Origin of the sequence: Komagataeibacter saccharivorans, from assembly GCF_004348195.1 — a bacterium.
Taxonomy (GTDB): Bacteria; Pseudomonadota; Alphaproteobacteria; order Acetobacterales; family Acetobacteraceae; genus Komagataeibacter; species Komagataeibacter saccharivorans.
Genome location: NZ_CP036404.1, coordinates 1217879 through 1242441, shown reverse-complemented (window position 1 = coordinate 1242441; position 24563 = coordinate 1217879). Strand labels below are relative to the sequence as shown.

27 protein-coding genes are annotated in these 24563 nt (G+C 63.5%); 20 read left to right on the top strand and 7 right to left on the bottom strand.

The window, feature by feature from the left end; all coding sequences use genetic code 11:
- Positions 1 to 31: 31 nt before the first annotated feature.
- Genes KSAC_RS05660 through KSAC_RS05650 form a run of 3 tightly spaced genes read right to left on the bottom strand, consistent with a single transcriptional unit; the run spans position 32 to position 4288 of the window.
- Positions 32 to 1705, bottom strand: a complete 1674-nt coding sequence (locus tag KSAC_RS05660; RefSeq protein WP_132304653.1) for a M3 family oligoendopeptidase — start codon at positions 1703 to 1705, stop codon at positions 32 to 34.
- A 54-nt stretch (positions 1706 to 1759) separates the two neighbouring features.
- Positions 1760 to 3700 (bottom strand): OPT family oligopeptide transporter, encoded by a 1941-nt coding sequence (locus KSAC_RS05655; protein ID WP_132304651.1) that lies wholly within the window; start codon positions 3698 to 3700, stop codon positions 1760 to 1762.
- Between the two features lie 9 nt (positions 3701 to 3709).
- Positions 3710 to 4288 carry a hypothetical protein gene (locus KSAC_RS05650; protein ID WP_132304649.1) on the bottom strand — a complete coding sequence of 193 codons (579 nt, stop codon included), beginning with the start codon at positions 4286 to 4288 and terminating at the stop codon, positions 3710 to 3712.
- Between the two features lie 263 nt (positions 4289 to 4551).
- Here KSAC_RS05650 and ispH point away from each other — a divergent pair, with 263 nt between their 5' ends.
- The 18 genes from ispH to leuB all read left to right on the top strand — a co-directional run bounded on the left by ispH (position 4552) and on the right by leuB (position 20108).
- The gene (ispH, locus tag KSAC_RS05645) at positions 4552 to 5541 is read left to right on the top strand and encodes a 4-hydroxy-3-methylbut-2-enyl diphosphate reductase (protein WP_243705354.1); all 990 of its coding nucleotides are present in this window, start codon (positions 4552 to 4554) and stop codon (positions 5539 to 5541) included.
- Between the two features lie 13 nt (positions 5542 to 5554).
- Complete coding sequence (locus KSAC_RS05640; RefSeq protein WP_118962988.1) at positions 5555 to 6526, top strand: homoserine kinase; 972 nt, start codon at positions 5555 to 5557, stop codon at positions 6524 to 6526.
- Positions 6523 to 7038, top strand: coding sequence for a ribonuclease HI (rnhA, locus tag KSAC_RS05635; protein WP_174234106.1), 516 nt, complete (start codon positions 6523 to 6525; stop codon positions 7036 to 7038). The genes KSAC_RS05640 and rnhA overlap by 4 nt, the downstream gene beginning before the upstream one ends.
- Entirely contained in the window at positions 7035 to 7760 is a 726-nt protein-coding gene (locus KSAC_RS05630) for an ABC transporter ATP-binding protein (RefSeq protein WP_132304647.1), read from the top strand. The genes rnhA and KSAC_RS05630 overlap by 4 nt, the downstream gene beginning before the upstream one ends.
- Entirely contained in the window at positions 7757 to 8536 is a 780-nt protein-coding gene (locus KSAC_RS05625) for an ABC transporter permease (protein WP_207918774.1), read from the top strand. Before KSAC_RS05630 ends, KSAC_RS05625 begins: the two co-directional genes overlap by 4 nt.
- A 57-nt stretch (positions 8537 to 8593) precedes the next feature.
- A complete protein-coding gene (locus tag KSAC_RS05620) occupies positions 8594 to 9499 on the top strand; it encodes a nucleoside hydrolase (protein WP_132304645.1) in 906 nt (301 codons plus the stop codon).
- A 180-nt stretch (positions 9500 to 9679) separates the two neighbouring features.
- Positions 9680 to 10639, top strand: coding sequence for a phosphate ABC transporter permease subunit PstC (gene pstC, locus KSAC_RS05615; protein ID WP_132304643.1), 960 nt, complete (start codon positions 9680 to 9682; stop codon positions 10637 to 10639).
- Between the two features lie 42 nt (positions 10640 to 10681).
- A complete protein-coding gene (gene pstA, locus KSAC_RS05610) occupies positions 10682 to 11563 on the top strand; it encodes a phosphate ABC transporter permease PstA (RefSeq protein WP_371207317.1) in 882 nt (293 codons plus the stop codon).
- 2 nt (positions 11564 to 11565) lie between these two features.
- Positions 11566 to 12345 (top strand): phosphate ABC transporter ATP-binding protein PstB, encoded by a 780-nt coding sequence (pstB, locus tag KSAC_RS05605; protein WP_102323275.1) that lies wholly within the window; start codon positions 11566 to 11568, stop codon positions 12343 to 12345.
- Positions 12346 to 12496: 151 nt separating this feature from the next.
- Positions 12497 to 13003, top strand: a complete 507-nt coding sequence (locus KSAC_RS05600; RefSeq protein ID WP_110546409.1) for a Spy/CpxP family protein refolding chaperone — start codon at positions 12497 to 12499, stop codon at positions 13001 to 13003.
- Positions 13004 to 13194: 191 nt separating this feature from the next.
- Complete coding sequence (gene ffh, locus KSAC_RS05595) at positions 13195 to 14589, top strand: signal recognition particle protein (RefSeq protein ID WP_102324153.1); 1395 nt, start codon at positions 13195 to 13197, stop codon at positions 14587 to 14589.
- Positions 14590 to 14644: 55 nt separating this feature from the next.
- Positions 14645 to 14986, top strand: a complete 342-nt coding sequence (rpsP, locus tag KSAC_RS05590) for a 30S ribosomal protein S16 (RefSeq protein ID WP_102323277.1) — start codon at positions 14645 to 14647, stop codon at positions 14984 to 14986.
- A gap of 45 nt (positions 14987 to 15031) precedes the next feature.
- Entirely contained in the window at positions 15032 to 15583 is a 552-nt protein-coding gene (gene rimM, locus KSAC_RS05585) for a ribosome maturation factor RimM (protein WP_118962992.1), read from the top strand.
- A complete protein-coding gene (trmD, locus tag KSAC_RS05580; RefSeq protein ID WP_102323279.1) occupies positions 15580 to 16326 on the top strand; it encodes a tRNA (guanosine(37)-N1)-methyltransferase TrmD in 747 nt (248 codons plus the stop codon). The genes rimM and trmD overlap by 4 nt, the downstream gene beginning before the upstream one ends.
- Positions 16327 to 16357: 31 nt before the next feature.
- Positions 16358 to 16753, top strand: coding sequence for a 50S ribosomal protein L19 (rplS, locus tag KSAC_RS05575; protein WP_102323280.1), 396 nt, complete (start codon positions 16358 to 16360; stop codon positions 16751 to 16753).
- A 136-nt stretch (positions 16754 to 16889) separates the two neighbouring features.
- Positions 16890 to 18293: a 3-isopropylmalate dehydratase large subunit gene (leuC, locus tag KSAC_RS05570; protein ID WP_132304641.1), complete on the top strand. Its 1404-nt coding sequence runs from the start codon at positions 16890 to 16892 to the stop codon at positions 18291 to 18293.
- A gap of 1 nt (position 18294) precedes the next feature.
- Complete coding sequence (leuD, locus tag KSAC_RS05565; RefSeq protein ID WP_132304639.1) at positions 18295 to 18918, top strand: 3-isopropylmalate dehydratase small subunit; 624 nt, start codon at positions 18295 to 18297, stop codon at positions 18916 to 18918.
- A gap of 74 nt (positions 18919 to 18992) precedes the next feature.
- The gene (leuB, locus tag KSAC_RS05560; protein ID WP_110546736.1) at positions 18993 to 20108 is read left to right on the top strand and encodes a 3-isopropylmalate dehydrogenase; all 1116 of its coding nucleotides are present in this window, start codon (positions 18993 to 18995) and stop codon (positions 20106 to 20108) included.
- Positions 20109 to 20177: 69 nt separating this feature from the next.
- Here the strand turns inward: leuB and KSAC_RS05555 are convergent, their stop codons facing one another.
- Genes KSAC_RS05555 through def form a run of 4 tightly spaced genes read right to left on the bottom strand, consistent with a single transcriptional unit; the run spans position 20178 to position 22624 of the window.
- Complete coding sequence (locus KSAC_RS05555) at positions 20178 to 20915, bottom strand: response regulator (RefSeq protein WP_102323283.1); 738 nt, start codon at positions 20913 to 20915, stop codon at positions 20178 to 20180.
- Positions 20912 to 21460 carry a MarR family winged helix-turn-helix transcriptional regulator gene (locus KSAC_RS05550; RefSeq protein WP_243705321.1) on the bottom strand — a complete coding sequence of 183 codons (549 nt, stop codon included), beginning with the start codon at positions 21458 to 21460 and terminating at the stop codon, positions 20912 to 20914. Before KSAC_RS05550 ends, KSAC_RS05555 begins: the two co-directional genes overlap by 4 nt.
- Before the next feature lie 13 nt (positions 21461 to 21473).
- Positions 21474 to 22097: a COQ9 family protein gene (locus KSAC_RS05545; protein WP_132304637.1), complete on the bottom strand. Its 624-nt coding sequence runs from the start codon at positions 22095 to 22097 to the stop codon at positions 21474 to 21476.
- A complete protein-coding gene (gene def, locus KSAC_RS05540) occupies positions 22094 to 22624 on the bottom strand; it encodes a peptide deformylase (RefSeq protein ID WP_132304635.1) in 531 nt (176 codons plus the stop codon). The genes KSAC_RS05545 and def overlap by 4 nt, the downstream gene beginning before the upstream one ends.
- A 239-nt stretch (positions 22625 to 22863) precedes the next feature.
- Here def and rpsU point away from each other — a divergent pair, with 239 nt between their 5' ends.
- Both rpsU and KSAC_RS05530 read left to right on the top strand, forming a co-directional pair.
- Positions 22864 to 23067, top strand: coding sequence for a 30S ribosomal protein S21 (gene rpsU, locus KSAC_RS05535; RefSeq protein ID WP_010506446.1), 204 nt, complete (start codon positions 22864 to 22866; stop codon positions 23065 to 23067).
- Positions 23068 to 23162: 95 nt separating this feature from the next.
- Positions 23163 to 24551, top strand: coding sequence for a sensor histidine kinase (locus KSAC_RS05530; RefSeq protein WP_132306132.1), 1389 nt, complete (start codon positions 23163 to 23165; stop codon positions 24549 to 24551).
- Positions 24552 to 24563 lie beyond the last annotated feature (12 nt).

Below are 24563 nucleotides of genomic sequence, written 5' to 3'. Positions count from 1 at the left end.
CTCCCCTTGCGGTAATGGACAGGGCGGAATGTCAGGTGTTCAGGATGCCGCGTGCGGTACGGACCACATCGGCCAGCGTGCCCGGCTGGAACGGCGACTGAAGCCCGGCAGAACGCACCAGCCGGGTAAAAGGTTGCGCGCCACCCTGCGCGCACAGGTCGACATAGGCCGCCATCGCGCCCTGTGGGTCGGTGCGGCTGCGTATCCAGAACTGCATCGCGCAGCACAGCGCCAGCGCGTAGTCGATATAATAGAAGGGTGAGCGGTAGATATGGCCCTGCGCCTGCCACCGGCCACCCGCTGTGGGGTGGGGCAGGCCGCCATAATTGCGCCATGGCAGGTAGCGCCGTTCAAGTGTGCGCCAGACTTCATGCCGCTCGGCCGGGGTCATGGTGGGGCGGGCGTAGACCTCATGCTGGAAGTGATCGACACAGACGCCATAAGGCAGGAATGACAGCGAGGAGATCAGGTGCATCTGCCTGTAACGCTCGCCCTGACCCGGTTCCACCATCAGGTCGATATGCGGCCATGTCAGGAATTCCAGCGCCATGGAATTGATCTCGGCGGCGTCCATGGTCGGCCACAGCAGGTCCACGGCGGGCAGGCTGCGACTTTTCCAGTTCTGGTAGGCATGCCCCATTTCGTGGGTGAACACGTTTATGTCGTGCTGCGTGCCGTTGAAGTTGGCGAAGATGAACGGCATCCCCACGGTGGGGAAGGATGTGCAGAACCCGCCACCCGCCTTGCCCGGCCGGTTGACCAGATCAAGATAGCCGCCCTCGCGCATCTGCCGGAAAAAGGGACCAAGATCGCCATCCATGCACTCGAACAGGGTCTGGGCACGGTTCAGCAGCAGGTCATGCCCACCCGCCGGGCGCGGATTGCCGTGCGGGTCGATCAGGGGCTCATCCCATGAATACAGGACTTCCCACCCCATCGTCTCGCACCGCCTGCGCAGGATGTCATGCACCAGCGGCACCACATGGGTCAGCACGTCATTGCGAAAACGCGCGACATCCGTCGGGCCGTAATCCACCCGGCGCATGCGGCGGTAGGCCAGTGGGATATAGGAATCATAGCCCAGCGTTTCGGCCATGCCATGGCGCAGCCGGACCATCTGGTCGAACAGGTCGTCCAGTTGTGGGGCGTTGCGTTCAAAGAATGTCCAGCGTACCTGCTCCGCTTCGCGCCGGACGGCCCGGTCGGTGCTTTCGGCATAGGGGGCAAGGCCGGACAGGTTGACCTGTTCGTCGCCAATCTCCAGCTTCGCACCCGCCAGCAGCGCGGTATAGGTGCCGCTCAGGCGGGCTTCTTCTTCCAGTGCGCCGGTAATGCGGGGATCGAAGGTGGTGATGTCCGTGCGCCACAGTTCCAGCGTGTGCGGCGTAATCTCCTGCGCTACCGCAACGGGATCGGGATATTCCAGCAGCCTGCGTTTGAGTGCCACCTCATGCGCCGTTACGTAGGGGGTCAGGGCATCGGCATGGTCACGTTCGGCTTTGGCTGTCGGGCTGGTCGTATCCTGCGCGAAGCGCAGATCCACAAGTGCTGACCAGCTTTCGTAATCGCGGCGGATCGTATCGAACAGATGCGCCGCATCCGCTACGGCCCCCTGATCCAGCAGGGTGGAGACCTGACCAAACCGCAGGGCAAGGGCGTCGCGCGTGGGACGGGGGAAATCCAGACTGTCAAAATGGCGGAGCATGCGGGCAGGGTGCCATGGAAGGCGGCTGCTCGTCCATGCCCTGTCCGCTATCTGTTATCTGTGGGAAGACCGGAGCTGTGTCGCGCAGAACCATACGCACAGCGCGCCGAATGCAGCCAGACCGGCAAGGTTGACCAGCAGCGCGGATGTGCCCGGCGGCAGTAGCGACAGCGGACTGTCCCGCCCGCTCAGCGCAGAAAGGCACGCCAGCGCCACTCCCATCAGGCTTTCCCCCACGATCAGCCCCGATGCGATCATGGTGCCCCGGTGGCTGGATGCGCCCGCGTTCAGGCGTGTGACGATGTGTCCCAGGATCGCCCCGACGGCCAGCGTCATGGAAATGTTCATGGGCAGATAAATGCCGATGCCCACCGCCAGCGGCGGCAGCGCACCACGGCCCGCGCGGCGCAGGGCTGCGTCAATGCCGATCAGCACGCCACCGGCTCCCGCCCCGATCAGCAGCATGGTCCAGTCAAGCTGATGAAGGAAAATGCCGGATGTAATCATCAGGATCAGTGCGGGTTGCGGGGCGGCCAGCGCCTGTGATGCGTCCATTCCCGCATGCGGCATCGCGCCAACGAAACCGTATGTCTGGTACAGCACATTCAGCACGGGCGGAATGACAATGGCCCCGCTTATGCAGCCGATCAGCAGGGCGGCTTCCTGCTTCCATGGCGTCGCGCCGACCAGCCTTCCGGTCTTGAGATCCTGAAGGTTGTCATTGGCGATGGCGGCGGATGCGGTAACGGCAGTCAGGGCATAAAGGCAGAAGGCGATGGCGAAATGCTGCCCGTCCACCCCGGCGAACAGTCCCGTGGCGCGCAGCAGCACGAACAGGCTGGACATTCCGATCGCAGCCAGAATGACCACCCCGGAAATGGGGGAAGATGATGACCCCACCAGCCCGGCCATGTATCCACAGGCGGCCGCCACGAACAGCCCCAGCCCGGCGCACCATGCAACACCCGCCACCGTGGCGGCCAGTGCGGGCAGCGGGCCGACACGCCCGGTGGAGAAGGCGAGGAACATGCCGCCGATCAGGACCAGCACGATCCCGGCCACGGCACGTATGGCGCGTGGGGACAGGTCGGTTTCGGTGCGCGGCACGTGGGTACCTGTGGCACGACGCACCAGCAGGGCGCGCGCGCTCAGCATAAGCGGGCGGCCCATGCGCAGCACGGTCCATATGGCTGCAACGCCGATCAGCCCCGCCCCGATGAAGCGGGCCTTGTCCTTCCATATCTGGGCAGCGAAACTGCCCGCATCCATCCCGGCGGGATGGGGCAGGAGATGGGACATGACCGGAATGGATACTTCCCACGTCAGCAATGCGCCCAGCAGCATCGCCATCCCGCCTTCCAGCCCGACCAGATAGCCCGCCCCCAGCAGGGCGGGCGAAAATCCGACCGACAGCCGGAATGCGGTCATCCCCCATGTGGCCGTAGCCGTGATCCCGTCGCCCAGCAGGCGCAGGCCGGTGGATGTGAACGTCAGCACCGCCGCCAGAATCCCACCCTGTACCAGGGCACGTACGCTGCCACGGTTTTCATGGCTGGCGCCCGCACGCAGGATTTCGGCTGCGGCAACGCCTTCAGGGAAGGGCAGGGCCGGGTCGTCCAGCATGACCCGGCGCAACGGTATGGTGAACAGCACGCCGGTCATACCCCCCGCCGCCGTCAGTACCGCCGTCTGGATGAAGGGAAAATGCTGCCATACGCCCGCCATGACCAGCGCGGGCAGGCTTGCGAACACGCATGCCAGCGTGCCTGCGGCAGAGGCCTGTGTCTGGACCAGATTGTTTTCAAGGATCGTGCCGCCGCCCAGTATCCGCAGCACCGCCATGGAAATGACGGCGGCGGGGATGGACGTGGCGACCGTCAGGCCGATGCGCAGGCCAAGATAGATGTTCGATGCGGTGAAAACGACCGTAATGAGCGCACCGATCACGATGCCGCGCCATGTCAGTTCCCGCACGGGTGATGGGTAATCGGCCAAGGGGCAGCCTTACATCTTGCGGAAGGTGGGCATGACCAGATGGGCGCGGTTGAAGTCAAGCTGCGCCTTGGTCAACTGGAAGCCGATCTCGATATGATACTGGTCGCTGTGGATATGCCGCGATACGGGCAGGGTGATGGGAATGTTCCGGGTATGGGTCAGGTCCTGCATGCGCCCGTCTTCAAAGGAGACGTAGGCCACGAATTCCTTCTTGCTCTTGATCTCCCCATTGAACACGACCGCGACGAAATACGGGATGTTGACGAATTCCGCCTTCGATGCCGGGCCGCGTTCCACATGCAGGCCGATCTTCATGTTCGTCATCACGTTGCGCTGGGCGCCTGCCTCGCACGATCCCACCACGCGCGTCAGGCTGGCCCGCGCCACAAGGTGCGTCACGTCATGGTCGTTGCCCGCATACTGATAATAGTCGGCGGCCTCGCTGGGGACTTCCACAACGGGGCAGGCCGGCGCGAAATCAATCGAATCGCTGGCGTTCGAGCACGCGCCAACCAGCGCAAGCATGGGCACCGTACAGAATGTCAGGGCCATGCGGCGCAGGCGTGATAGCGGATGGGCAGGAATCATGCGGCTATTCCGGGTTGGTCAGGTGTGAACAGAATCCCGCCCCGTCGGGTGTGATACAGGCACGACATGCACGCGACAGGGTAACGGGGGGAGGACAGGCACGGCAGAATACGTTAGGGTCAACGGGAAAATGGCTTGCGTCATTGCCACGGTTTGCGTAGGGCCGGACCATCGCACGGGATACCGGCGCCGGAACTCTAGCAGATCGCGGTCCGTATCCTATACCGCTCGCCGGACGTTTGGGGAACACCATGCCCGACCAGATGATTCATACACCCGATACAACAGCCCCCGCCGAGACACTGCCCCGTGTCCTGAAAGTACTGCTCGCAGGCCCGCGCGGCTTCTGTGCGGGTGTCGATCGCGCCATCCGCGTGGTGGAAGAGGCGATCCGCCGCTATGGCGCGCCCGTTTATGTCCGCCATGAGATCGTGCATAACCGCACCGTGGTCGAGGCGCTTGAGGCGCAGGGCGCGATCTTCGTCGAGGAACTCGATGAAGTGCCCGCCGATGGTCAGGTTGTCTTTTCCGCCCATGGCGTGCCCAAGACCGTGCCCGCCGAGGCCGAACGCCGCAACCTGCTGTATCTGGATGCAACCTGCCCGCTGGTATCCAAGGTCCACCGGGAGGCCGAACGCCACTTCGCCGATGGTGGTCCCGAAAGCCGCCATATCCTGATGATCGGCCATGCCGGCCATCCGGAGGTCGTCGGCACGATGGGCCAGCTTCCCGCGGGTGCCGTTACGCTGATCAATGATGCGGAAGAAGCGCGCACGGTCCAGCCCGCCGATCCCTCGCGGCTGGCTTTCATTACCCAGACCACGCTGTCGGTCGATGACACGGCGGAAATCGTTGACATCCTGCGCGACCGCTTCCCCCTGATCGAAGGCCCGCGGCGTGAGGACATCTGCTACGCCACGACCAACCGGCAGGAAGCCGTCAAGGCGATCGCGCCGGGCTGTGATCTGGTGATCGTGATCGGCTCGCCCAACTCGTCCAATTCGCAGCGCCTGCGTGAAGTGGCCGAACGCAGCGGTGCGCCGCGTGCCCTGCTGGTGCCGCGCCTGAATGCGCTGGACTGGTCGGCGCTGGATGGTGTTGGCACGCTGGGGATTACGGCTGGTGCCTCCGCGCCGGAATCGCTGGTGCAGGAAATGGTCGCGGCCCTTGCCAAGCGTTTCACGCTTGAGATCGAGGAAATCACCGTGAAGGAAGAAAACGTGGCCTTCCGCCTGCCGGCGCCGCTGGGCTGATCCGTATCACCGCATGGCTGTCTATACCGAAGTGCCCGAAGAAGCGCTTGCCGCGTTTCTGGAGGGCTATGACATCGGCAGGCCCGTTTCCTGCCACGGCATTGCCGAAGGGGTGGAAAACAGCAATTTCCTGCTGAAGACCACACAGGCGACCTTTATCCTGACGCTGTACGAGCGTCGGGTGAACCCTGATGAACTGCCGTGGTTTCTGGGGCTTATGCAGTATCTGGCCCAGCATGGCCTGTCCTGCCCGCTTCCCGTGGCGGACCGGCAGGGCCGGACCCTGCGCACCCTGTCGGGCAAGCCCGCCGCCATTACCACCTTCCTGCCCGGTGGGTGGTCGCGGCAGGTCGATACGGACATGTGCGCCCAGGTAGGGGCCGCCATGGCGCGGCTGCACCTGCTGGGGGAGGGGTTCGTGGCCGAACGCCCCAATTCCATGGGGCCGCAGTCATGGACCGGCCTACTGGAAGCGTGCCGGGCGCGGGGCGATGAAGTGCGCCCCGGACTGGTGGCGGAAATCGAAACGGTGCTGGCGCGCGTGCTGCCCGCGTGGCCGGGCGTGGGGAATAACCCCAGCCTGCCGCGTGGACAGATCCATGCTGACCTGTTTCCCGATAACGTTTTTTTTCGTGACGGAAAGCTGTCGGGCCTGATCGATTTCTATTTCGCCTGCACCGACTGGTATGCCTACGATCTGGCCATTGCCATCAATGCGTGGTGTTTCGATGCAGACCGGCGGTTCATGACGGACCATGCGAAAGCAATGGTGGAAGGCTACCGCCATGTCCGCCCGCTGGAAGCAGCGGAGGAGGCGGCATTGAGTACGCTGGCCACGGGGGCTGCCATCCGCTTCACCCTGACGCGGCTGTATGACTGGATCAACACGCCATCCGATGCGCTGGTTACGCGCAAGGACCCGCTGGATTATCTGGTGCGCATGGAATTCTGTGCCGCCCGCATGGGTGAAAGGTTCCTGCCATGAGTGACGACATCGTAACCGGGGGCGCGGTTGAGGTGGAAAATCCGTCTACCGGGACCGACCTGGTCGAGATATGGACCGATGGCGGCTGCAAGCCCAATCCCGGCCCCGGCGGCTGGGGCGCGCTGCTGTGTTTTCGCGGGCAGGAGCGCGAGCTTTCGGGCGGTGAGGCAGAAACCACCAATAACCGCATGGAACTGACCGCCGCGGCTGAAGCGCTGGAAGCACTCAGGCGTCCCTGCCGCGTCGTGCTGCATACCGACAGCGAATATGTCCGCAACGGCATCATGCGCTGGAGCACGGGCTGGGTCCGCCGCAACTGGCGCAATGCTTCGGGCGATCCGGTGGCCAACATGGATCTGTGGCGCAGGCTGCTGGATATCAGCGCGAAGCATCAGGTCGAATGGAAATGGGTGCGCGGCCATTCCGGCGATGAAAATAACGAGCGTGTGGACCGTCTGGCCACCGCCGCGCGTGACGCGCTGGGCATTCCCTATCCCAAACGCGGGAAGTGATGTCTGCGCCGCCCGCCATCCGCCTTGAAGGCGTGGGGCTGGATTTTGGCAGCGCGCCCCTTTTCCGCAATCTGGACCTGCGTATCGGTGCGGGTGGCATTACCGTGCTGCTCGGGGCCAGCGGGGTAGGCAAAACTTCGCTGCTGCGCATGCTGGGCGGTCTGGAAAAGCCGGGTTATGGCCACGTCGTGGCAGATGATGGCCTGCCGCTGGCTGGCCGCGTTGCATGGATGGGCCAGCAGGACCTGCTGCTGCCATGGGCCAGTATTGCCGATAATGTCATGCTCGGCGCACGACTGCGCGGGGATGCGCCTGATCGCGCCCGTATGGCCCATCTGCTCGAAAGCGTGGGGCTTTCGGCACATGCGGGCGCACTGCCTGCCACCCTGTCCGGTGGCATGCGGCAACGTGCTGCGCTGGCGCGTGTCCTATATGAAGATCGTCCCGTGGTGCTGATGGACGAGCCGTTTTCGGCACTCGACAGCATCACGCGGGCGCGGATGCAGGATCTGGCCGCCCATATGCTGGCCCGGCGCACGGTCGTGCTGATTACCCACGATCCGCTGGAAGCGTGCAGGCTTGCCGATACCATGCTGCTGATGAGCGGTTATCCCGCCACGATAGAAGAAATGACAGTGCCCCCCGGGACGGTGCCACGCGCCGTGGACGATCCCGCCGTTCTGTCCGCGCAGTCGCGGCTGTTGCGGCGGATGCTGCAATGACGGCCATCATGCTGTCGCATGCCGGGCGGGTCATCCGTCCGCTTGTTACGCTGGCGGGGCTTGCCGCCGTGTGGTGGGGACTGGCGCGCTGGGGGCATATCCCGCCCTATATGCTGCCTGGCCCCGATGCGGTGGTCCATGCGCTGTGGACCCAGAGCGGGCAGCTTGGCCCCGCCGCACTGACCACGCTGGAGGAAACCCTGCTGGGTCTGCTGCTGGGGATAGGGGCAGGTAGCGCACTGGCGATCGGCATGGCGCTGTGGGCGCCGCTGCGGCGATGGGTCATGCCGATGGTTCTGCTCAGTCAGGCGGTGCCTGTTTTTGCGCTCGCACCGCTGCTGGTGCTGTGGTTCGGATTCGGCATGGCGTCGAAAGTGGTGATGGCGGTTCTGGTCATCTTCTTTCCCGTAACCTCCACACTGGGCGATGGCCTGCGCCAGACCGAACCGGGGTGGATGGACCTTGCGCGCACCATGGGGGGCACGCGCCTGCGGGTGCTGCTGCATATACGCCTGCCTGCGGCCCTGCCGTCCTTTGCATCCGGTGTGCGCATGGCGACGGCCATTGCGCCGATCGGGGCGGTCGTGGGGGAATGGGTGGGGGCGTCCTCCGGGCTGGGGTTCCTCATGCAGACGGCCAATACCCGTTTCCAGACAGACCTCATGTTCGCGGCCCTTGGCGTGCTGGCGGTCATGACGGTGCTGCTGTGGTGGCTGGTGGACAGGGTGCTGGCCCATGCGCTGTACTGGCAGCGCCCGCATGTCGATGTTGACTGAAATGTTGTAACACGTCACCACCAACGAACCGTGCAACCCATGCAGGACAGGATGCCCATGACCCGCCCCATCATTCTTGATCTGACACCCGGCGCGCAGGCTATGGCGGCCCTGCTGGCTGCCGTGCAGGTTCCCGATCATGTGCGGGTGGTGCAGGTGCTGTTCAGCGGGGAAGCCGCAGGAGTGGAAGCCGCGATGACGCAGGCACGCGACCTGCTGGACCGGCACGGTCTTGCGGATGTGGGTATTCATGCTGGCTGTCCGGGACCGCTGGTGCATGCGGGCGGGGCGGTAAAGTCGGTGCCGCAGGGTGAGCCGGGTCTGGCCGCGCAGTATCTGGTGCAGGCCATCCGTGCCTGTCCGCCAGATGGCGTGACGGTATGCTGCACCGGCCCGTTGACCACGCTGGCGCTGGCGATGGTGCAGGCACCTGATATCTGCGCGCATCTGCATGGGGTGATCGCAAGCGGCGGGGCCTTGTATTCGCCAGGGGATGCGACACCAGTTGCCGAACGCAACATCGCCGCCGATCCGGAAGCCGCGGCCACCGTCATGACGGCAGGTGTGCCCCTGACCCTGATCCCGCTGGACTGCACCAGCCGACTGAACGCGGATGCGGTATGGATGGAACAGCTTGCCCCAATGGGGGCTGCGCCCGCTTCGGTCGCGGGTCATGTGCATGCGCTGCTGGCCGCCGCCCGCATGGGCCGTGGCGGCGGCAACGGGGTCGATCTTTCACTACGTGCGGCAGCACCCCTGCTTGCGCTGCTGGCGCCGGGCCTGTTTGGCGGCCATCTGGCGCATGTGGATGTGGAATGTCGGGGCACGTTCACGCGCGGCATGACGGTGGCGCGTCGTATCGGGCCGCCGGGCGTGCAGCCCAACGCCCTTGTCCTTGAGCGCATGTCCATTGATGCCGGGCGTGGCCTGCTGCGCGACCTGCTGCTCGCCGCGCGGAAATGACCGGATGTGATGGCGGCAGGTTTGCGTAAAAATACAACGATCTGATGCAAACTTGGCCAACAGGTGCTCATGACGGTTGCAGAACCGGCATGCGGTCCAGTATTGGTCCGGGCATTCCGGTGTGCCTGCGGGCGCGAATGTTGTGAACTGTGATGCGTGTGCGCCACGGAGGTCTTCTGTATGGATCGGTCTGCAACGTCCCCTTCAGCCCTGACGGGGGCGGTCAAGGGTAATGGGGATGCCGTATTCGCCACCATTGTCCGTTGCGCCGCGGTCCTGATCCTGCTGGGTCTGGGTGGTATGGTGGCGGTCATGGCGTGGGGCGCGCGGGGCGCGTTTGCCCGGTTTGGCCTGGGTTTCGTGCTGGACAAGGCATGGAATCCCGTAACCCAGCATTTCGGCGCGGCCGCCCCGATGTTCGGAACGCTGGTGACATCGCTGCTGGCCATAGCACTGGCCGTGCCGCTGGCTTTTGGCATTGCGGTATGGCTGACGGAAATCGCCTCTCCGCGTATTTCCGGGGTGATCGGTACGCTGATCCAGCTTCTGGCGGCGGTGCCATCCATTATTTTCGGCATGTGGGGCTTCGCGGTGCTGGTGCCGTTCATGGCCCATTATGTCGAACCGTTTGCCAATCATACGCTGGGGCATGTGCCGGGAATTGGCCAGCTTTTTCACGGTGCGCCTTACGGGACCGGTTTTCTTACCGGCGGCATGATCCTTGCGGTCATGATTACCCCGTTCATTTCCGCCGTGATGCGGGATGTCTTCCTGTCCATGCCCGCCGTGCTGAAGGAAAGCGCATACGGGCTGGGCATGACCCGATGGGAAGTCGTGCGGCGCATCATCCTGCCGTGGTCGCGCACATCCGTGGTGGGGGGCATCATGCTGGGTCTGGGGCGTGCGCTGGGGGAGACGATGGCCATCACCTTCGTCATCGGCAACGCCAATCATATCGGCTGGTCGCTGTTTTCCCCCGGCAATACGATCGCATCCCTGATCGCGCTTGAATTTCCCGAAAGCGCGGTGGGCAGTCTTAAATTTTCATCCCTGATGGCTGTGGGCTTCCTTCTCATGCTGATTTCCCTTGCGACGCTGGTCTGTTCGCGGCTGCTGCTGCGCACGCGGGCGGCAGGCTGAACCATGGCGGGTCAGGAGAGCGTGGCGGCGACCACCGTGCTTATGGATACGGATTGCTGTTCATCGGGGCGCTGGCAGGGCAATACCCTGTCGGACATGCGCAGGCGCATGGTGGACCGGATTGCGACGGGCCTGTGCTGGGCGGCGACCGCGCTGGTGCTGCTCATGCTGTTTTCCATCCTGTTCGTGCTGATACGCAACGGGATCGGTGGCCTGCGCTGGGTGACTTTCGTGCATGTGACCCTGCCGCCGGGGCAGGCGGGTGGTCTTGCCAACGCCATCGTCGGCAGCCTGATCCAGACGGGGCTTGCGGTGCTGATCGGTGCCCCGGTGGGGCTGCTGGTCGGGATATACCTTGCCGAGTTCACATCCACGGATGGGCGGCTGATCAACCTTGTCCGTTTCGTATCCGACCTGCTGCTTTCCGCCCCGTCCATTCTGGTGGGACTGTTCATTTACATGGTCGTGGTGGTGCCGACTGGCCACTTCTCGGGTCTGGCCGGGGCGCTGGCCCTGTCCATTCTGGTGGTGCCGGTCGTGGTGCGCACGACCGAGGACATGCTGCGCCTTGTGCCCCTTTCGATGCGGGAGGCTGCGATCGCACTGGGCGCGCCCCGCTGGCGGGTCATCCTTTTCGTATGCCTGCGCGCCGCGCGCGACGGCGTGGCCACCGGCATCCTGCTGGCGCTGGCCCGCGTATCGGGTGAGACGGCGCCGCTTCTGTTCACCTCGCTGGGGAACATGAACTGGTCGGTATCACCCGCGGCCCCCATGGCCAGCCTGCCCGTGACCATTTACCAGTATGCCGGCGCGGCCTATGCAGACTGGACCGCCCTTGCATGGACGGGTGCGCTGCTGATCACGGCGGGTATTCTCATGATCAACATAACCGTGCGGCTGGGGCTGGGACGTAACAGGAAGTGAATATGACAGTCGTGGAAAAGAACCCGGCGCCAGCAGCGATTTCCGTGCGCAATCTGGATTTCTATTACGGCGCGAATCATGCGCTGAAGAATATTTCCATCGATTTCCCGCAGGGGCAGGTGACGGGCATGATCGGGCCTTCGGGATGTGGCAAGTCCACCCTGCTGCGCGTGCTGAACCGGATGTACGATCTCTACCCCGGCCAGCGGGCGACGGGGGAAGTCATTTTCGATGGCTGCAACATCCTTGGCCCCAGGGTAAACCTGAACGTGCTGCGTTCACGCGTTGGCATGGTGTTCCAGAAGCCCACGCCGTTTCCCATGTCGATTTACGACAACATCGCCTTTGGTGTCCGCCTGCATGAACGCCTTGACCGCGCCGCTATGGATGGCCGGGTGGAAGACGTGCTGCGTCGTGTCGCCCTGTGGCCGGAGGTGCGCGACAGGCTGCATGATTCGGCTGCCGCGCTGTCCGGTGGCCAGCAGCAGCGCCTGTGTATCGCGCGCACCATCGCTACCCGACCCGAAGTGGTGCTGCTGGATGAACCCACCAGTGCGCTTGATCCGGTCTCGACCGCGCGGATCGAGGAACTGCTCGATGAACTGAAGGCCGATTTCACCATCGCCATCGTCACCCACAATTTGCAGCAGGCCGCGCGCTGTGCCGATCAGGTGGCCTTTTTCTATATGGGCGAAGTGGTGGAAGTGGATGGTGCCGACCGCATGTTCACCGCGCCGCGCGAAAAGCGGACGCAGGACTATATTACCGGGCGATTCGGATAACGGGCGGGCATGGCTGCTCCTTACATTTTGTAGCAAGTTTGCCCACATTGAACGCATCGGCTGTTGTAGCGTTGTGATTGTAGACCTTGCATGGCCACTCCGTGGCAGGCAGGGTAGAGAACAAGTTATAACAGGAGTAGACTTGGTTCCCATGATGAAGAAAATGATTCTGACCGCCACCCTGATCGGTGGTCTGGCGGGCCTGTCCGGGCAGGCTCTTGCCGCACACCACGCCCCCCCGCACGGGGGCTGCATGCCCGGTGGTCCGGGTGGGTTTGGCGGCATGGGCATGCCGTTCCTCGCAAATGTGCAGCTGACTTCCGCGCAGCATAAGAAGCTTCAGGCGATCCTGAAGGACGAGCATCCTGACTTCCATGCGGACATGGAACAGGAACACCAGCTCCACAAGCAGATCCAGGAACTGCTGGCGACGCCGGGCAAGGTCGATCAGGCCCGTATCGAAAGCCTGCAGCAGCAGATCGCGACCCTGCACCAGCAGCATGAAGCCGCACATCTGCAGACCGCGATCCGTATCCACGATATCCTGACGGCGGACCAGCTTAACCAGATCCGTGAGACCGAGGAGAAGGTTGACAGCCTGCACGAGCAGTTGCGCGCCCTGACCGCGCCGCCGCCGCCGGAAGATGACAAGAAGTAAGTAACCACCCTTCCGCCGCCCCGCGCGGTCAGGGTCGATACGGCTGTCCGGTACGTCCGGGCAGCCGTTTTTCATGGGAAAAGCGCACAATGCTTGACAGGGCAGGGTGCGCGGGATAAATCCGCCCGACAATCAGGCACGTCACTTCGCGAGGGTTCGCGCAGTGACGCGTCCTCTTTTGGGGAAAAACGTTGTTCGAGACGCTCTCAGGCAAGCTTTCCGGTGTGTTCGATGGTCTCGCCAAGCGCGGGGCGCTGTCGGAAGCAGATGTTACGGAAGCCATGCGCGAAGTGCGTCTGGCCATGCTGGACGCCGACGTGGCGCTGCCTGTCGTCAAGGATTTCGTCAACAAGGTCCGTGAACGCGCCGTAGGGCACGAGGTGCTGGACAGCATCTCTCCCGGTCAGGCTGTCGCCAAGATCGTCAATGACGCGCTGATCGACGCGCTGGGTGGCGCGGGCGCGGTTCCGCTCAACCTGAACGCCGTCCCGCCGGTGCCGATCCTGATGGTCGGTTTGCAGGGATCGGGCAAGACCACCACATCGGGCAAGATCGCCCGCCGTCTGGCGCAGCGTGAGCGCAAGAAGGTCCTGCTGGCCAGCCTTGACACGCAGCGCCCCGCCGCCCAGTTGCAGCTCGCCCAGCTTGCCGAGCGCGCGGGTGTCGCCTCGCTGCCCATCATCGCGGGCCAGACCCCGGTCGAGATCGCGCAGCGCGCGATGGAAGTCGGGCGGCGCGAGGGATATGACATCGTCATCCTCGATACCGCCGGTCGTCTGTCCATCGACGAAGCCCTGATGGACGAGGTCCGCGCCATCCGCGCCGAAACCAGCCCGGCGGAAACGCTGCTGGTGGTCGATGCGATGACCGGGCAGGACGCGGTCAATACCGCCAAGGCGTTTAACGAGGCCGTTGGCGTTACCGGTGTCGTCATGACCCGTATGGATGGCGATGCCCGTGGTGGCGCGGCCCTGTCCATGCGTGCGATTACCGGCGCACCGATCAAGCTGACCGGGTCGGGCGAAAAGCTTGACGCGCTGGAAGAATTCCACCCCGAGCGTGTTGCAGGCCGTATCCTTGGTCTGGGCGATATCGCCGGGCTGGTGGAAAAAGCTGCCGATACCCTGGATCATGAGGAGAGCGAAAAGCTTGCCCTCAAGATGATGCAGGGCAAGTTCGATCTGGACGATTACGCGGCCCAGATCCGCCAGATCAACAAGATGGGGTCCATTTCCGGTATCCTCGGCATGCTGCCGGGCATGGGCAAGCTGAAGGATGCGCTGGGGGACAAGGAGCTTGATACCTCCGTCCTGACCCGTCATCAGGCCATCATTTCATCCATGACCCGGGCGGAGCGGCGTCAGCCCTCCATCATCAAGGCGTCGCGCAAGAAGCGCATCGCCGCCGGGTCCGGTACGACCGTGCAGGAGATCAACCGTCTGCTCAAACAGTATGACGCGATGGCCTCCATGATGAAGCGGTTCAGCAAGTTGGGAGTGAAGGGACTGATGCGTCAGGGTCTGTCCGCACTCATGCCAAAGGGGGGGCGTCCCCCCGGCGGCGGCGGGCGTCCGCCTTTCGGCTGACCCTGAACGTCGTTCCCGTTTTTCTTTTGTCTTTTTACTGTCTGGAGAAGTCTTAATGAGCCTCAAGATCCGTCTCGCCCGCGCCGGTGCGAAGAAGCGTCCGTACTACCACATCGTCGTGGCTGACAGCCGTTCCCCGCGTGATGGCCGCTTCATCGAGCGCGTTGGTTCCTACAACCCGATGCTGCCGTCTGACCATGCCGAGCGCGTGCGTCTGGTTGCCGAGCGCATCACCCACTGGCTGTCCAACGGCGCGCAGCCGACCGACCGTGTCGCCCGCTTCCTGGGCAATGCCGGTCTGGCGCCGAAGCCGACCTGGAACGAGCAGCCCAAGAAGTCCGCGCCCAAGAAGCGTGCGCAGGAACGTGCCGCCGCTGCTGCCGCTGCGGCAGCCTAAGTCGCGGTAACGGTAGACAGGCAGGAAAGGCAGGGCAGTCATCCCATGAACCGCGATCATGTCCTGATGGGTGTGGTGGGTCGTCCGCATGGCGTGCGGGGGCTTGTGCACGTGCACAGCTATACCGCCGTGGCGGAAGACCTGTCCGGCTATGACGGGCTGGTTGATGATCTGGGTCGCCCGTGGCGGCTGTCGTGGCATGGCAACGGCATCGCCCGGCTGCATGACGCGGCAGGCAACGCCATTGATAGCCGCGAAGCCGCGCAGCAGATGGTCAACCGCAAGCTGTACGTGCCGCGCACCAGCCTGCCCGAACCCGATGAGGACGAATTCTATTTCGCCGATCTGGTCGGGCTGGACGTGCGCGAGCAGGGAACGGAGCGGGTGATCGGCCGCGTGGCCGCCGTGCATGATTACGGTGCGGGCACCAGTCTCGAAATCGATGGGGCGGGAGGCAATCTCCTGCTGCCGTTCACCCGGGCCTGCGTGCCGGTGGTGAATGTGCGGGCGGGACATATCGTCGTCTGCCTGCCTGATGAGATCGAGGTTCCGGTCGAATGTTTTCCGGGCACCGATACGCACGGAGACGCGACATGACATGGCAGGCGACGGCGCTGACGCTGTTTCCCGACATGTTTCCCGGTACGCTGGGGCAGTCGCTGGCCGGGCGCGCGCTGGAACGTGGCATCTGGTCGCTGGATGCGCGCGACATGCGTGAATACGGGCTGGGACGGCATCGGGTAGTGGACGATACGCCATTCGGCGGCGGGGCTGGCATGGTCATGCGTCCCGATGTCGTGGCGGCGGCCATTGCCGGTATCGATCTGGCCGGGCGGCCGCTGGTGTATCCTACGCCACGCGGACGACCGCTGAAACAGGCGGATATCCGTCGTTATGCGGCGGGTCCGGGTGTTGTGGTGCTGTGCGGTCGCTATGAAGGGGTGGATGAGCGCGTGCTCGAAGCCTCCGGCGCGGAACAGGTCTCGATCGGGGATTATATCCTGTCGGGCGGGGAAGTGGCGGCGACGGTGCTGCTGGATGCCTGCGTGCGGCTGCTGCCGGGCGTGATGGGATCGGGCGAAAGTGCGGTCGAGGAAAGCTTTGCCGACGGTCTGCTTGAATATCCGCTTTATACCAAGCCGGCACAATGGGACGGGCGCGACGTGCCCGAGGTCCTGCTGTCCGGTCATCATGCCGCGATCGCCCGGTGGCGCCGCGCGGCATCCGAGACGGTGACGCAGGCGCGTCGGCCGGATCTGTGGGCCGCCTATCAGGCGGGCGCAGGTCAAGACATTCCCCGGGTCGCAGGCATCCGTGCCGATGCGGACCGGCTGAACTGAACATGAAATCCTATCGAACGAGGACCGGATCATGAACATTATCCAGAAGTATGAGGCGGAAGAGATCGCCCGCCTGACAGCTATCCGCGCGGTGCCGGAATTCGCGCCGGGTGACACCGTGCGCGTTGGCGTCGAGGTTGTCGAAGGCACCCGCAAGCGCGTTCAGGCCTATGAGGGCGTTGTGATCGCACGCTCCAACAAGGGCCTGAACAGCAACTTCACCGTGCGCAAGATTTCCAACGGTGAAGGCGTGGAGCGTGTGTTCCCGCTGTATTCCCCCACCATCGCGGAAATCCACGTCGTGCGTCGTGGCGTTGTCCGTCGCGCGAAGCTGTATTACCTGCGCGGCCGTCGCGGCAAGTCCGCCCGTATCGCCGAGCGCAAGCGTGAGGTTGCAGCACCCGCCGCGACCGCCGCTGCCGAGTAATATGCCGACCCTTCGCCCGTTTCATGCCTTATGGCGGAAGCGGGCGAAGCTTTTTGCCTGAGAATTTGCGGCTGCCTGTTGCGTGCGTATCGCGTGCGTGATGGCGGCCTGTTTCCGTCCGGGAGAGGAAAATAGAATGGCCCCGCGTACATTGTTCGACAAGATATGGGACAGCCATGTGGTCGAAACGCTCCCGGACAGGACGGCCATTCTTTATATCGACCGTCATCTCCTGCACGAGGTCACAAGTCCGCAGGCATTCGAGGGATTGCGCCTGAGCGGCCGCAGGCTGCGTCACCCCGAGGCGACGATTGCGGTTGTGGATCATAATGTTCCCACATCCGACCGGACCCTGCCGATTGCCGAAGCCGACAGCCGCAACCAGATCGAAACGCTGGAGCGCAACGTGAAGGAATTCGGCGTACCGTATTTCCCGCTGCTGTCCGCGCGGCAGGGGATCGTGCATGTGGTCGGACCGGAGCAGGGCATTTCCCTGCCGGGCATGACCATCGTGTGCGGTGACAGCCATACATCCACCCATGGCGCGCTGGGGGCGCTGGCATTCGGTATCGGCACGTCCGAAGTCGAACATGTGATGGCGACCCAGACCATCCTGCAGAAGCCTGCGAAGAACATGAAGGTGGTGGTCGAGGGGCAGGTTGGCCCCGGCGTGACCGCCAAGGACATCATGCTCGCCATCATCGGGCACATCGGCACTGCGGGCGGTACGGGGCATGTGATCGAATTCGCGGGTTCCGCCATCCGCGACCTCGACATGGCGGGCCGCATGACGGTGTGCAACATGTCCATTGAGGCCGGTGCGCGCGCGGGTCTGGTGGCGCCCGACGAAACCACGTTTGAATATGTGCGTGGCCGTCCCTTCGCACCGAAGGGTGAAGCGTTTGATGAGGCGGTCGCCTACTGGAAGACGCTGGCTGCCGACGAAGGCGCGCATTACGACCGCGTGGTCGAACTGCGGGCCGAGGACATCACGCCGGTCCTGACCTGGGGCACCAGCCCTGAAACGGTCATTTCAGTCACCGGGAACGTGCCCGATCCGGCGGCGGAAGCCGATCCGTCACGTCGCGCGCAGATGCAGCGCATGCTGGACTATATGGGGCTTGAGGCCGGCCAGAAGATCGCGGGCACGCCTGTCGATGTCGTGTTCATCGGGTCATGCACCAACAGCCGGATCGAGGACCTGCGTGCCGCGGCGGTAATCGCGTCGGGTCGCAAGGTGGCCGAGGGCGTGCGTGCGATGATCGTGCCCGGTTCGGGCATCGTGAAGGCGCAGGCGGAAGAAGAAGGGCTGGATAAGATCTTCCTCGATGCCGGATTTGAATGGCGTGAGGCGGGATGTTCGATGTGCCTTGGCATGAATCCCGACCGGCTGACGCCGGGGCAGCGTTGCGCGGCCACATCCAATCGTAATTTTGAGGGCAGGCAGGGCCCCGGTGGACGGACGCATCTGCTCTCGCCCGCCATGGCCGCGGCGGCAGCCGTGACCGGGTGCCTGACCGATGTGCGGGAGCTGATCTGACATGGATAAATTCACGGTTCTGACCGGTATCGCGGCGCCTCTGCCCGAAGAGAATATCGATACCGACAAGATCATTCCGGCGCGCTTTCTCAAGACGACCAAGCGTTCGGGACTGGGCGAGCATGCGTTCGACAGCATGCGCTATCTGCCCGATGGATCGGAAAACCCGGATTTCGTGCTGAATCAGGAGCCGTATCGCAAGTCGGAAATCCTGATTACCCTTGATAATCTGGGCTGTGGTTCGTCGCGTGAACACGCGCCATGGGCGCTGCTGGATTTTGGCATCCGCTGCGTGATCGCGCCGTCCTTTGCCGATATTTTCCATAACAACTGTTTCAAGAACGGCATCCTTCCCATCGTGCTGCCGCGCGCGGTGTGCGAGGAACTGATGGAAGACGCCCGCATGGGCGGCAATGCCCGGATCACGATTGACCTGCCGCGTCAGGTGGTTGTCCGTCCTGATGGCAGCGAAGTGCCGTTTGATGTTGATCCGCTGCGCAAGCACCTGCTGCTGGAAGGGCTGGATGATATCGGCCAGACCCTGCAGCATGAACAGTCTATCGAGACCTTTGAAAAACGCCGTGCGCAGGCACAGCCATGGATTCCCGGTATCGTCCTTGATTAAGGGACCGGGTGGCCGTGGCCGCCCGTATACGGGACTGATCAATTAACAGACAGATTATTCGGATGGGAAACGTCATGTCCGCACCCAAGAAGCTCCTGATCCTGCCCGGAGATGGCATCGGCCCTGAAATCATGCACGAAGTCCGGCGCATCATGGACTGGATGGCGCAGGCGCGTGGCATCCGTTTCGATGTGAGTGAGGATGTCGTGGGCGGCGCGTCGCTTGCGGTGCATGGCCAGCCCATCACGCAGGAAGTCATCGACGCGGCGCGTGCGGCGGATGCGGTGCTGTTCGGTTCGGTGGGGGACCCGAAATGGGCATCCGCCGGGTTTGACCGCAGGCCGGAGATCGCGATTCTCAAGCTGCGGCAGGAACTGGGCCTGTTCGCCAACCTGCGCCCCGCCAAGGTGTTCGATTCGCTGGTTGATGCTAGCACGCTCAAGCCCGATGTCGTGCGTGGACTGGACATCATGATCGTGCGCGAAACGGTGGGCGGCATCTATTTCGGTACGCCGCGCGGGATCGAGACCCTGCCGGATGGTTCGCGTCGCGGGATCAACACTGAAGTCTACACCACGGCGGAAATCGAGCGTGTGGCCCGCGTCGCCTTCGATCTGGCCCGCAAGCGCGACAACCGCGTGTGTTCGGTCGAGAAGTGCAACGTGATGGAAAGCGGCCTGCTGTGGAAGGAAGTCGTGACCGACCTGCATGCCCGTGAATACGCGGATGTGGAACTGACCCATATGCTGGCCGATAACTGCGCCATGCAGATGGTGCGTAACCCGCGCCAGTTCGACGTGATCGTGACGGGCAACCTGTTTGGCGACCTGCTGTCCGACCTTGCGTCCATGCTGACGGGCAGCCTTGGCATGCTGCCGTCGGCAACGCTGGGCGCGCGGGGCGAAGACGGGCGCATGCCTGCGCTGTATGAACCGATCCACGGCAGCGCGCCGGATATCGCGGGGCAGGGCAAGGCCAACCCGCTGGCGCAGATCCTGTCGTTTGCGATGCTGCTGCGTTATTCCTTCGACATGCAGGAAGATGCGGCCATGATCGAGACGGCCGTCTCCAGCGTGCTGGACAAGGGGCTGCGCACGCCCGACATCATGAGTGCCGGTCGGACGGAAGTGAATACGGCAGGCATGGGTACGGCGGTAGTCGCGGAACTTGAACGCCTGAACGCGGCCTGACACGGCTTCCTGCCACAAGGTGGAAATGAAACGGGCTGGCACGGAATACCGTGCCAGCCCATTGTGTTTTTACAGGCCGGGCTTCAGGACGTAGCCCTTGCCCCGGACTGTCTGCAGGAAGCGGGGTTCGCGCGGGTCGGGTTCGATCCGGCGACGCAGCCGCGTCACCTGCACGTCCACAGCGCGTTCGCCAATTTCTTCCATATCCAGCGTTGTGGCGATGTCCGTGCGGGACAGGATCTCGTTCGGATGCCGTGCCAGAACGGACAGTAATGCCGATTCGCCGCCCGTCAGATGGACGACATTGCCCGCACTGGATAACAGGCCACGCACCGGATCGAATTCCAGATCTCCCAGCCGCACGATACGCAGGTTGCTGCTGGGTGCGGGCGGCACGAAACGGCGCAGATGCGCCTTCAGCCGCAGCAGCAGTTCACGCGGCTCGAACGGTTTGGCCAGATAATCATCAGCGCCTGCTTCCAGCCCGATGATCCTGTCTTCCGGTTCACCACGCGCGGTCAGCAGCAGGATGGGGAAATCCAGATTCTCGCGCCGCAGTTCGCGCGTCAGTTCCAGCCCGTTTTCCCCCGGCATAGTGATGTCGAGCACAAGCGCGTCAGGCTGCATGAAGCCCAGAACCTGCCGTGCTTCCTGCGCGGAGGAGGCGGCGCTGACACGAAACCCCTGTTCGCTCAGATACCGTTGCAGCAGGCGACGCAGGCGTGGATCATCATCAACCACCACCACATGCGCATCCACGATCATGCTGTCATGGGGCAGGGATGTGTCGCACGCTGTCTGGATCATCGGGAACTCCGGTCGGGAGAAGAAAAGGAATCGGTGGATACGCCGGGCATATCCGATTCGTCTATCAGGCCACGCATGACGCGGCGAAAGCCATCAACCGCCTTGCCACCCGCCTTGCGGTATACGCGTAACAGCACTTCACGCTGCAGGGAAAACAGGTGGCTTTCAATCTCCGCCCCATGCGGGCTGAGGTAAAGCCTGCGTTTGCGCCTGTCCTCCGGCGCGGTTTCCTGCCGCAGCGCGCCCATGGCCAGAAGTTCGCCCAGCGCGCGGCTCATGCTCTGTTTGGTAATGCCCAGAACGTCCAGCAACGCGCCCACGGCTATGCCCGGTTGGAGCGCCACGGCCTGCATGATGCGGTGATGCGCATGTCCCAGCCCGTATTCCTGCAGGGCCGAATCGATCACCCCTGTAAAGGCGCGGCAGGCCACCATCAGCAGATCCTGTGCCTGCCGCATGTCCTCATCACGCAGGAACAGGAGTTCCACCCCCGCACCCGCCTGCGTGGGACGGGTAGGGGATGGCGGGCGGGAAGGCGCCGTCACGTCAGGAACCGGTTCAGGCGATGCGACCGGTCAGGCGGTTGCGCAGGCGTGTGATACGTCCGACCTCGGCCAGGCGACGGTCGAGGAATGCCTCAACCGAAGCCGGATTGCCTCCGCGCGTAAGCCAGAACAGGAGCGTGGAGATATAGACACCGCTGAGCGTGATGCGTTTGGTCACATATGTGAAGCCGGTGGATGTATCGCCCGCTGCCTGCCATATCGCGTTCACGATTCGCCCCAGTGTCCGCGCAAGGATACGGCCATGTGTGGGGACCAGCAGTGTGGCCAGAGCCTGCCGTATGGCGGCGCGGTGTGGGGCTGCGTGTTCCAGCCGGAACATGATGGCCGCACGCACCCGCCGGCTGATCTTGCGGCTGCGGAAGCTGTTGGTGGCCGCCAGCATTTCCCGGTCCATCATGTCGAAACAGGCTTCGGCCACCTGCGCCATGCCATCGGGGAAAAGGATATCCGCGTTTTCATCCACGCACTGTTTCAGCAGGGTGATGGTCCATGGCTGGCTGCCCGCGCGCGGGTCCGCCAGAAACCGGCGCAGCAGCGAATCACTTTGCGGTGAGTGGGGGAGGTCGGGCGGCACCAGCGACGACGTTGCGGCGGCGAGCAGGACTGAAAGATTCATGCGGGTTCTCCGTAACGCGTCATTTCCGTATCGAATCCCATCCGGCCCAGGTCGGTCATGCGCATGGGGTACAGGATACCATTCAGATGATCATATTCATGCTGGAATACATTGGCCAAAAAGCCCGATGCAATGCCATGAATTTCCTGCCCGTCGGCATCCAGCCCGCGATAGGCGATGCGCTGGTAGCGCGGCACCCACCCCCGCAGGTCCGGAATGGACAGGCAGCCCTCCATCCGGTCCACCATTTCATCGTCCACCGGCTCCAGCACCGGGTTGATCAGGGCGGAAGGCGGCAGCGGCGTTTCATCCGGCCCGGTCGCGCGGCTGGCGGGCAGGTGATACACGAACAGGCGCAGGCTGTGATGGACCTGCGGGGCGGCCAGTCCCACGCCGCCCGCATCCAGCATGGTGTCGATCATGTCCGCCACCAGCGTGCGGATGGCGGGGGAGGACGGGACAGGCACGGGCTGTGCGTGCTGGAGCAGAACGGGATGGCCCATACGGGCGATCTTGAGCAGCGTCATGACGGGGTAACGCCTTTGATGTTTATGACCGGATGTGTATGACAGCCTTCCCGCCCAAAACGGAGCGTGAAATTCATTGCCGCCGCGTGCGGGAATGATTTGTGTTGCGGGAAGTGAGTGTGATATAGGTGCGGCCCGTTTGGGAATCGCACGAAGGGAATAGCCTCGGGCGGATGTTCCCCAAGTTTCAGTTTCATGCGCCGCCCATACCGGATGGCCGATCAGGAGTTGATGACCCAGTGCAGGTTCTCGTTCGTGACAACAATGTTGATCAGGCCCTCAAGGCCCTCAAGAAAAAAATGCAGCGTGAAGGCATCTTCCGCGAAATGAAGCTGCGCCGTCATTACGAAAAGCCGTCCGAGCGCAAGGCGCGTGAGGCTGCCGAAGCCGTGCGTCGCGCCCGCAAGATGGAGCGCAAGCGTCTGGAGCGTGAAGGCTTCTAAGCCTGACCGTTATCGGGATTCGGGTCTGACCCGCGAAAAAGCCGGCTTCCGCAAAGGAGCCGGTTTTTTTGTGTCCGGAGAGTACAGCCTTGGCCATGGAGTTCCCCCACAGCACCGAGAATACACCCCCGCCCGGCCGGTGGCGCAGGCTGCATGAACGTCTGGTCCGGCGTATCCTGCCGCGTTCCCTGCTGGGGCGCATGCTGCTGATCGGCTTCATCCCGCTGCTGGTGACGCAGGGTATCTCGCTGGAACTGTTTTACGGCAATTATCTCCAGATCGTCTCGCGCCGGCTGTCAGGGGACATGGCAACCACCATTTCACTGACACTGGACATGCTCGAACGCTATCCGTCGCCTGCCGACCGGCGGTGGATTCTTGATGACGTGGGCAGGCGCGCGGGCCTGATCATGACGTTGCGTGAAGGCGAAAGCCTGCAACGAAGCGGCACCAACCACGTCCTGGGGCCGATTGACGACGATCTGGTGCGTGACCTGCGCGGCACAGTGCGCTGGCCGACTTTTGTGGATTGGAAGCAGCCCCATCGGCGTCTGGTAATTCTTGTACAACTGCCCGAAGGCGTGCTGCAGGTCGTGGCTCCGCGTAAAAGGCTGGACGTGGCTCCGGTATGGCTGTTCGTGGCGTGGGCATCAGGCAGTGCGCTGCTGCTGTTCCTGATCGCGGCGGTATTCATGCGTAATCAGGTCCGCGCCATAAGGCGGCTGGCCCGGGCGGCTGAACTGTTCGGGCTGGGGCGGGATACGGTGCCCATCGTGCCCGATGGCGCGCAGGAAATCCGCAAGGCCGCCATTTCCTTCAATCGTATGCGTGACCGGATCAACCGCTTTGTGGAACAGCGCACGACCGTTCTGGCGGGCGTGTCGCATGACCTGCGCACGCCGCTTACACGCCTGCGGCTCTCACTGGCCATGTTCCCACGTACGGGCATGGTCCGGGCGGAGAGCCTTCAGCCCGATATTGCCGACATGATTGGCGATATCGTGGAAATGGAACACATGATCGAAGGCTACCTGTCCTTCGCGCGGGGGGAGGGGGCGGAAATCCCCACCGTCATCCGTGTTGAGGACATGTTCGAGGAGATCGTGACCGCCATGCGCCGTGTGGGCGCGCATGTCGCCATCCGTGCGGTCAGGCCATCGGAACTGACCATCACGGGGCGCAGTAACGCCCTGCGGCGTGTATTGAGCAATGTGATCGAAAACGCGCGCAGGCACGCAGACCGCATCGAACTGTCGGCCGAACGCGGGCGCAGGCAGGTTGTCCTGTATGTCGATGATGATGGCTGCGGGGTGGAGGAATCCCGGCGCGAAAGCGTATTCCGTCCCTTTGAAAGCGGGGAGGAGGGCGGAACGGGCCTCGGTCTTGCCATCGCGCGTGACATCATTCACGCCCATGGTGGGCATATCGGGCTGGAAGCAGGCCCGCTGGGCGGGGCGCGGGTCAGGATCGTGCTGCCGGAATAGGCCGCCAGCGCG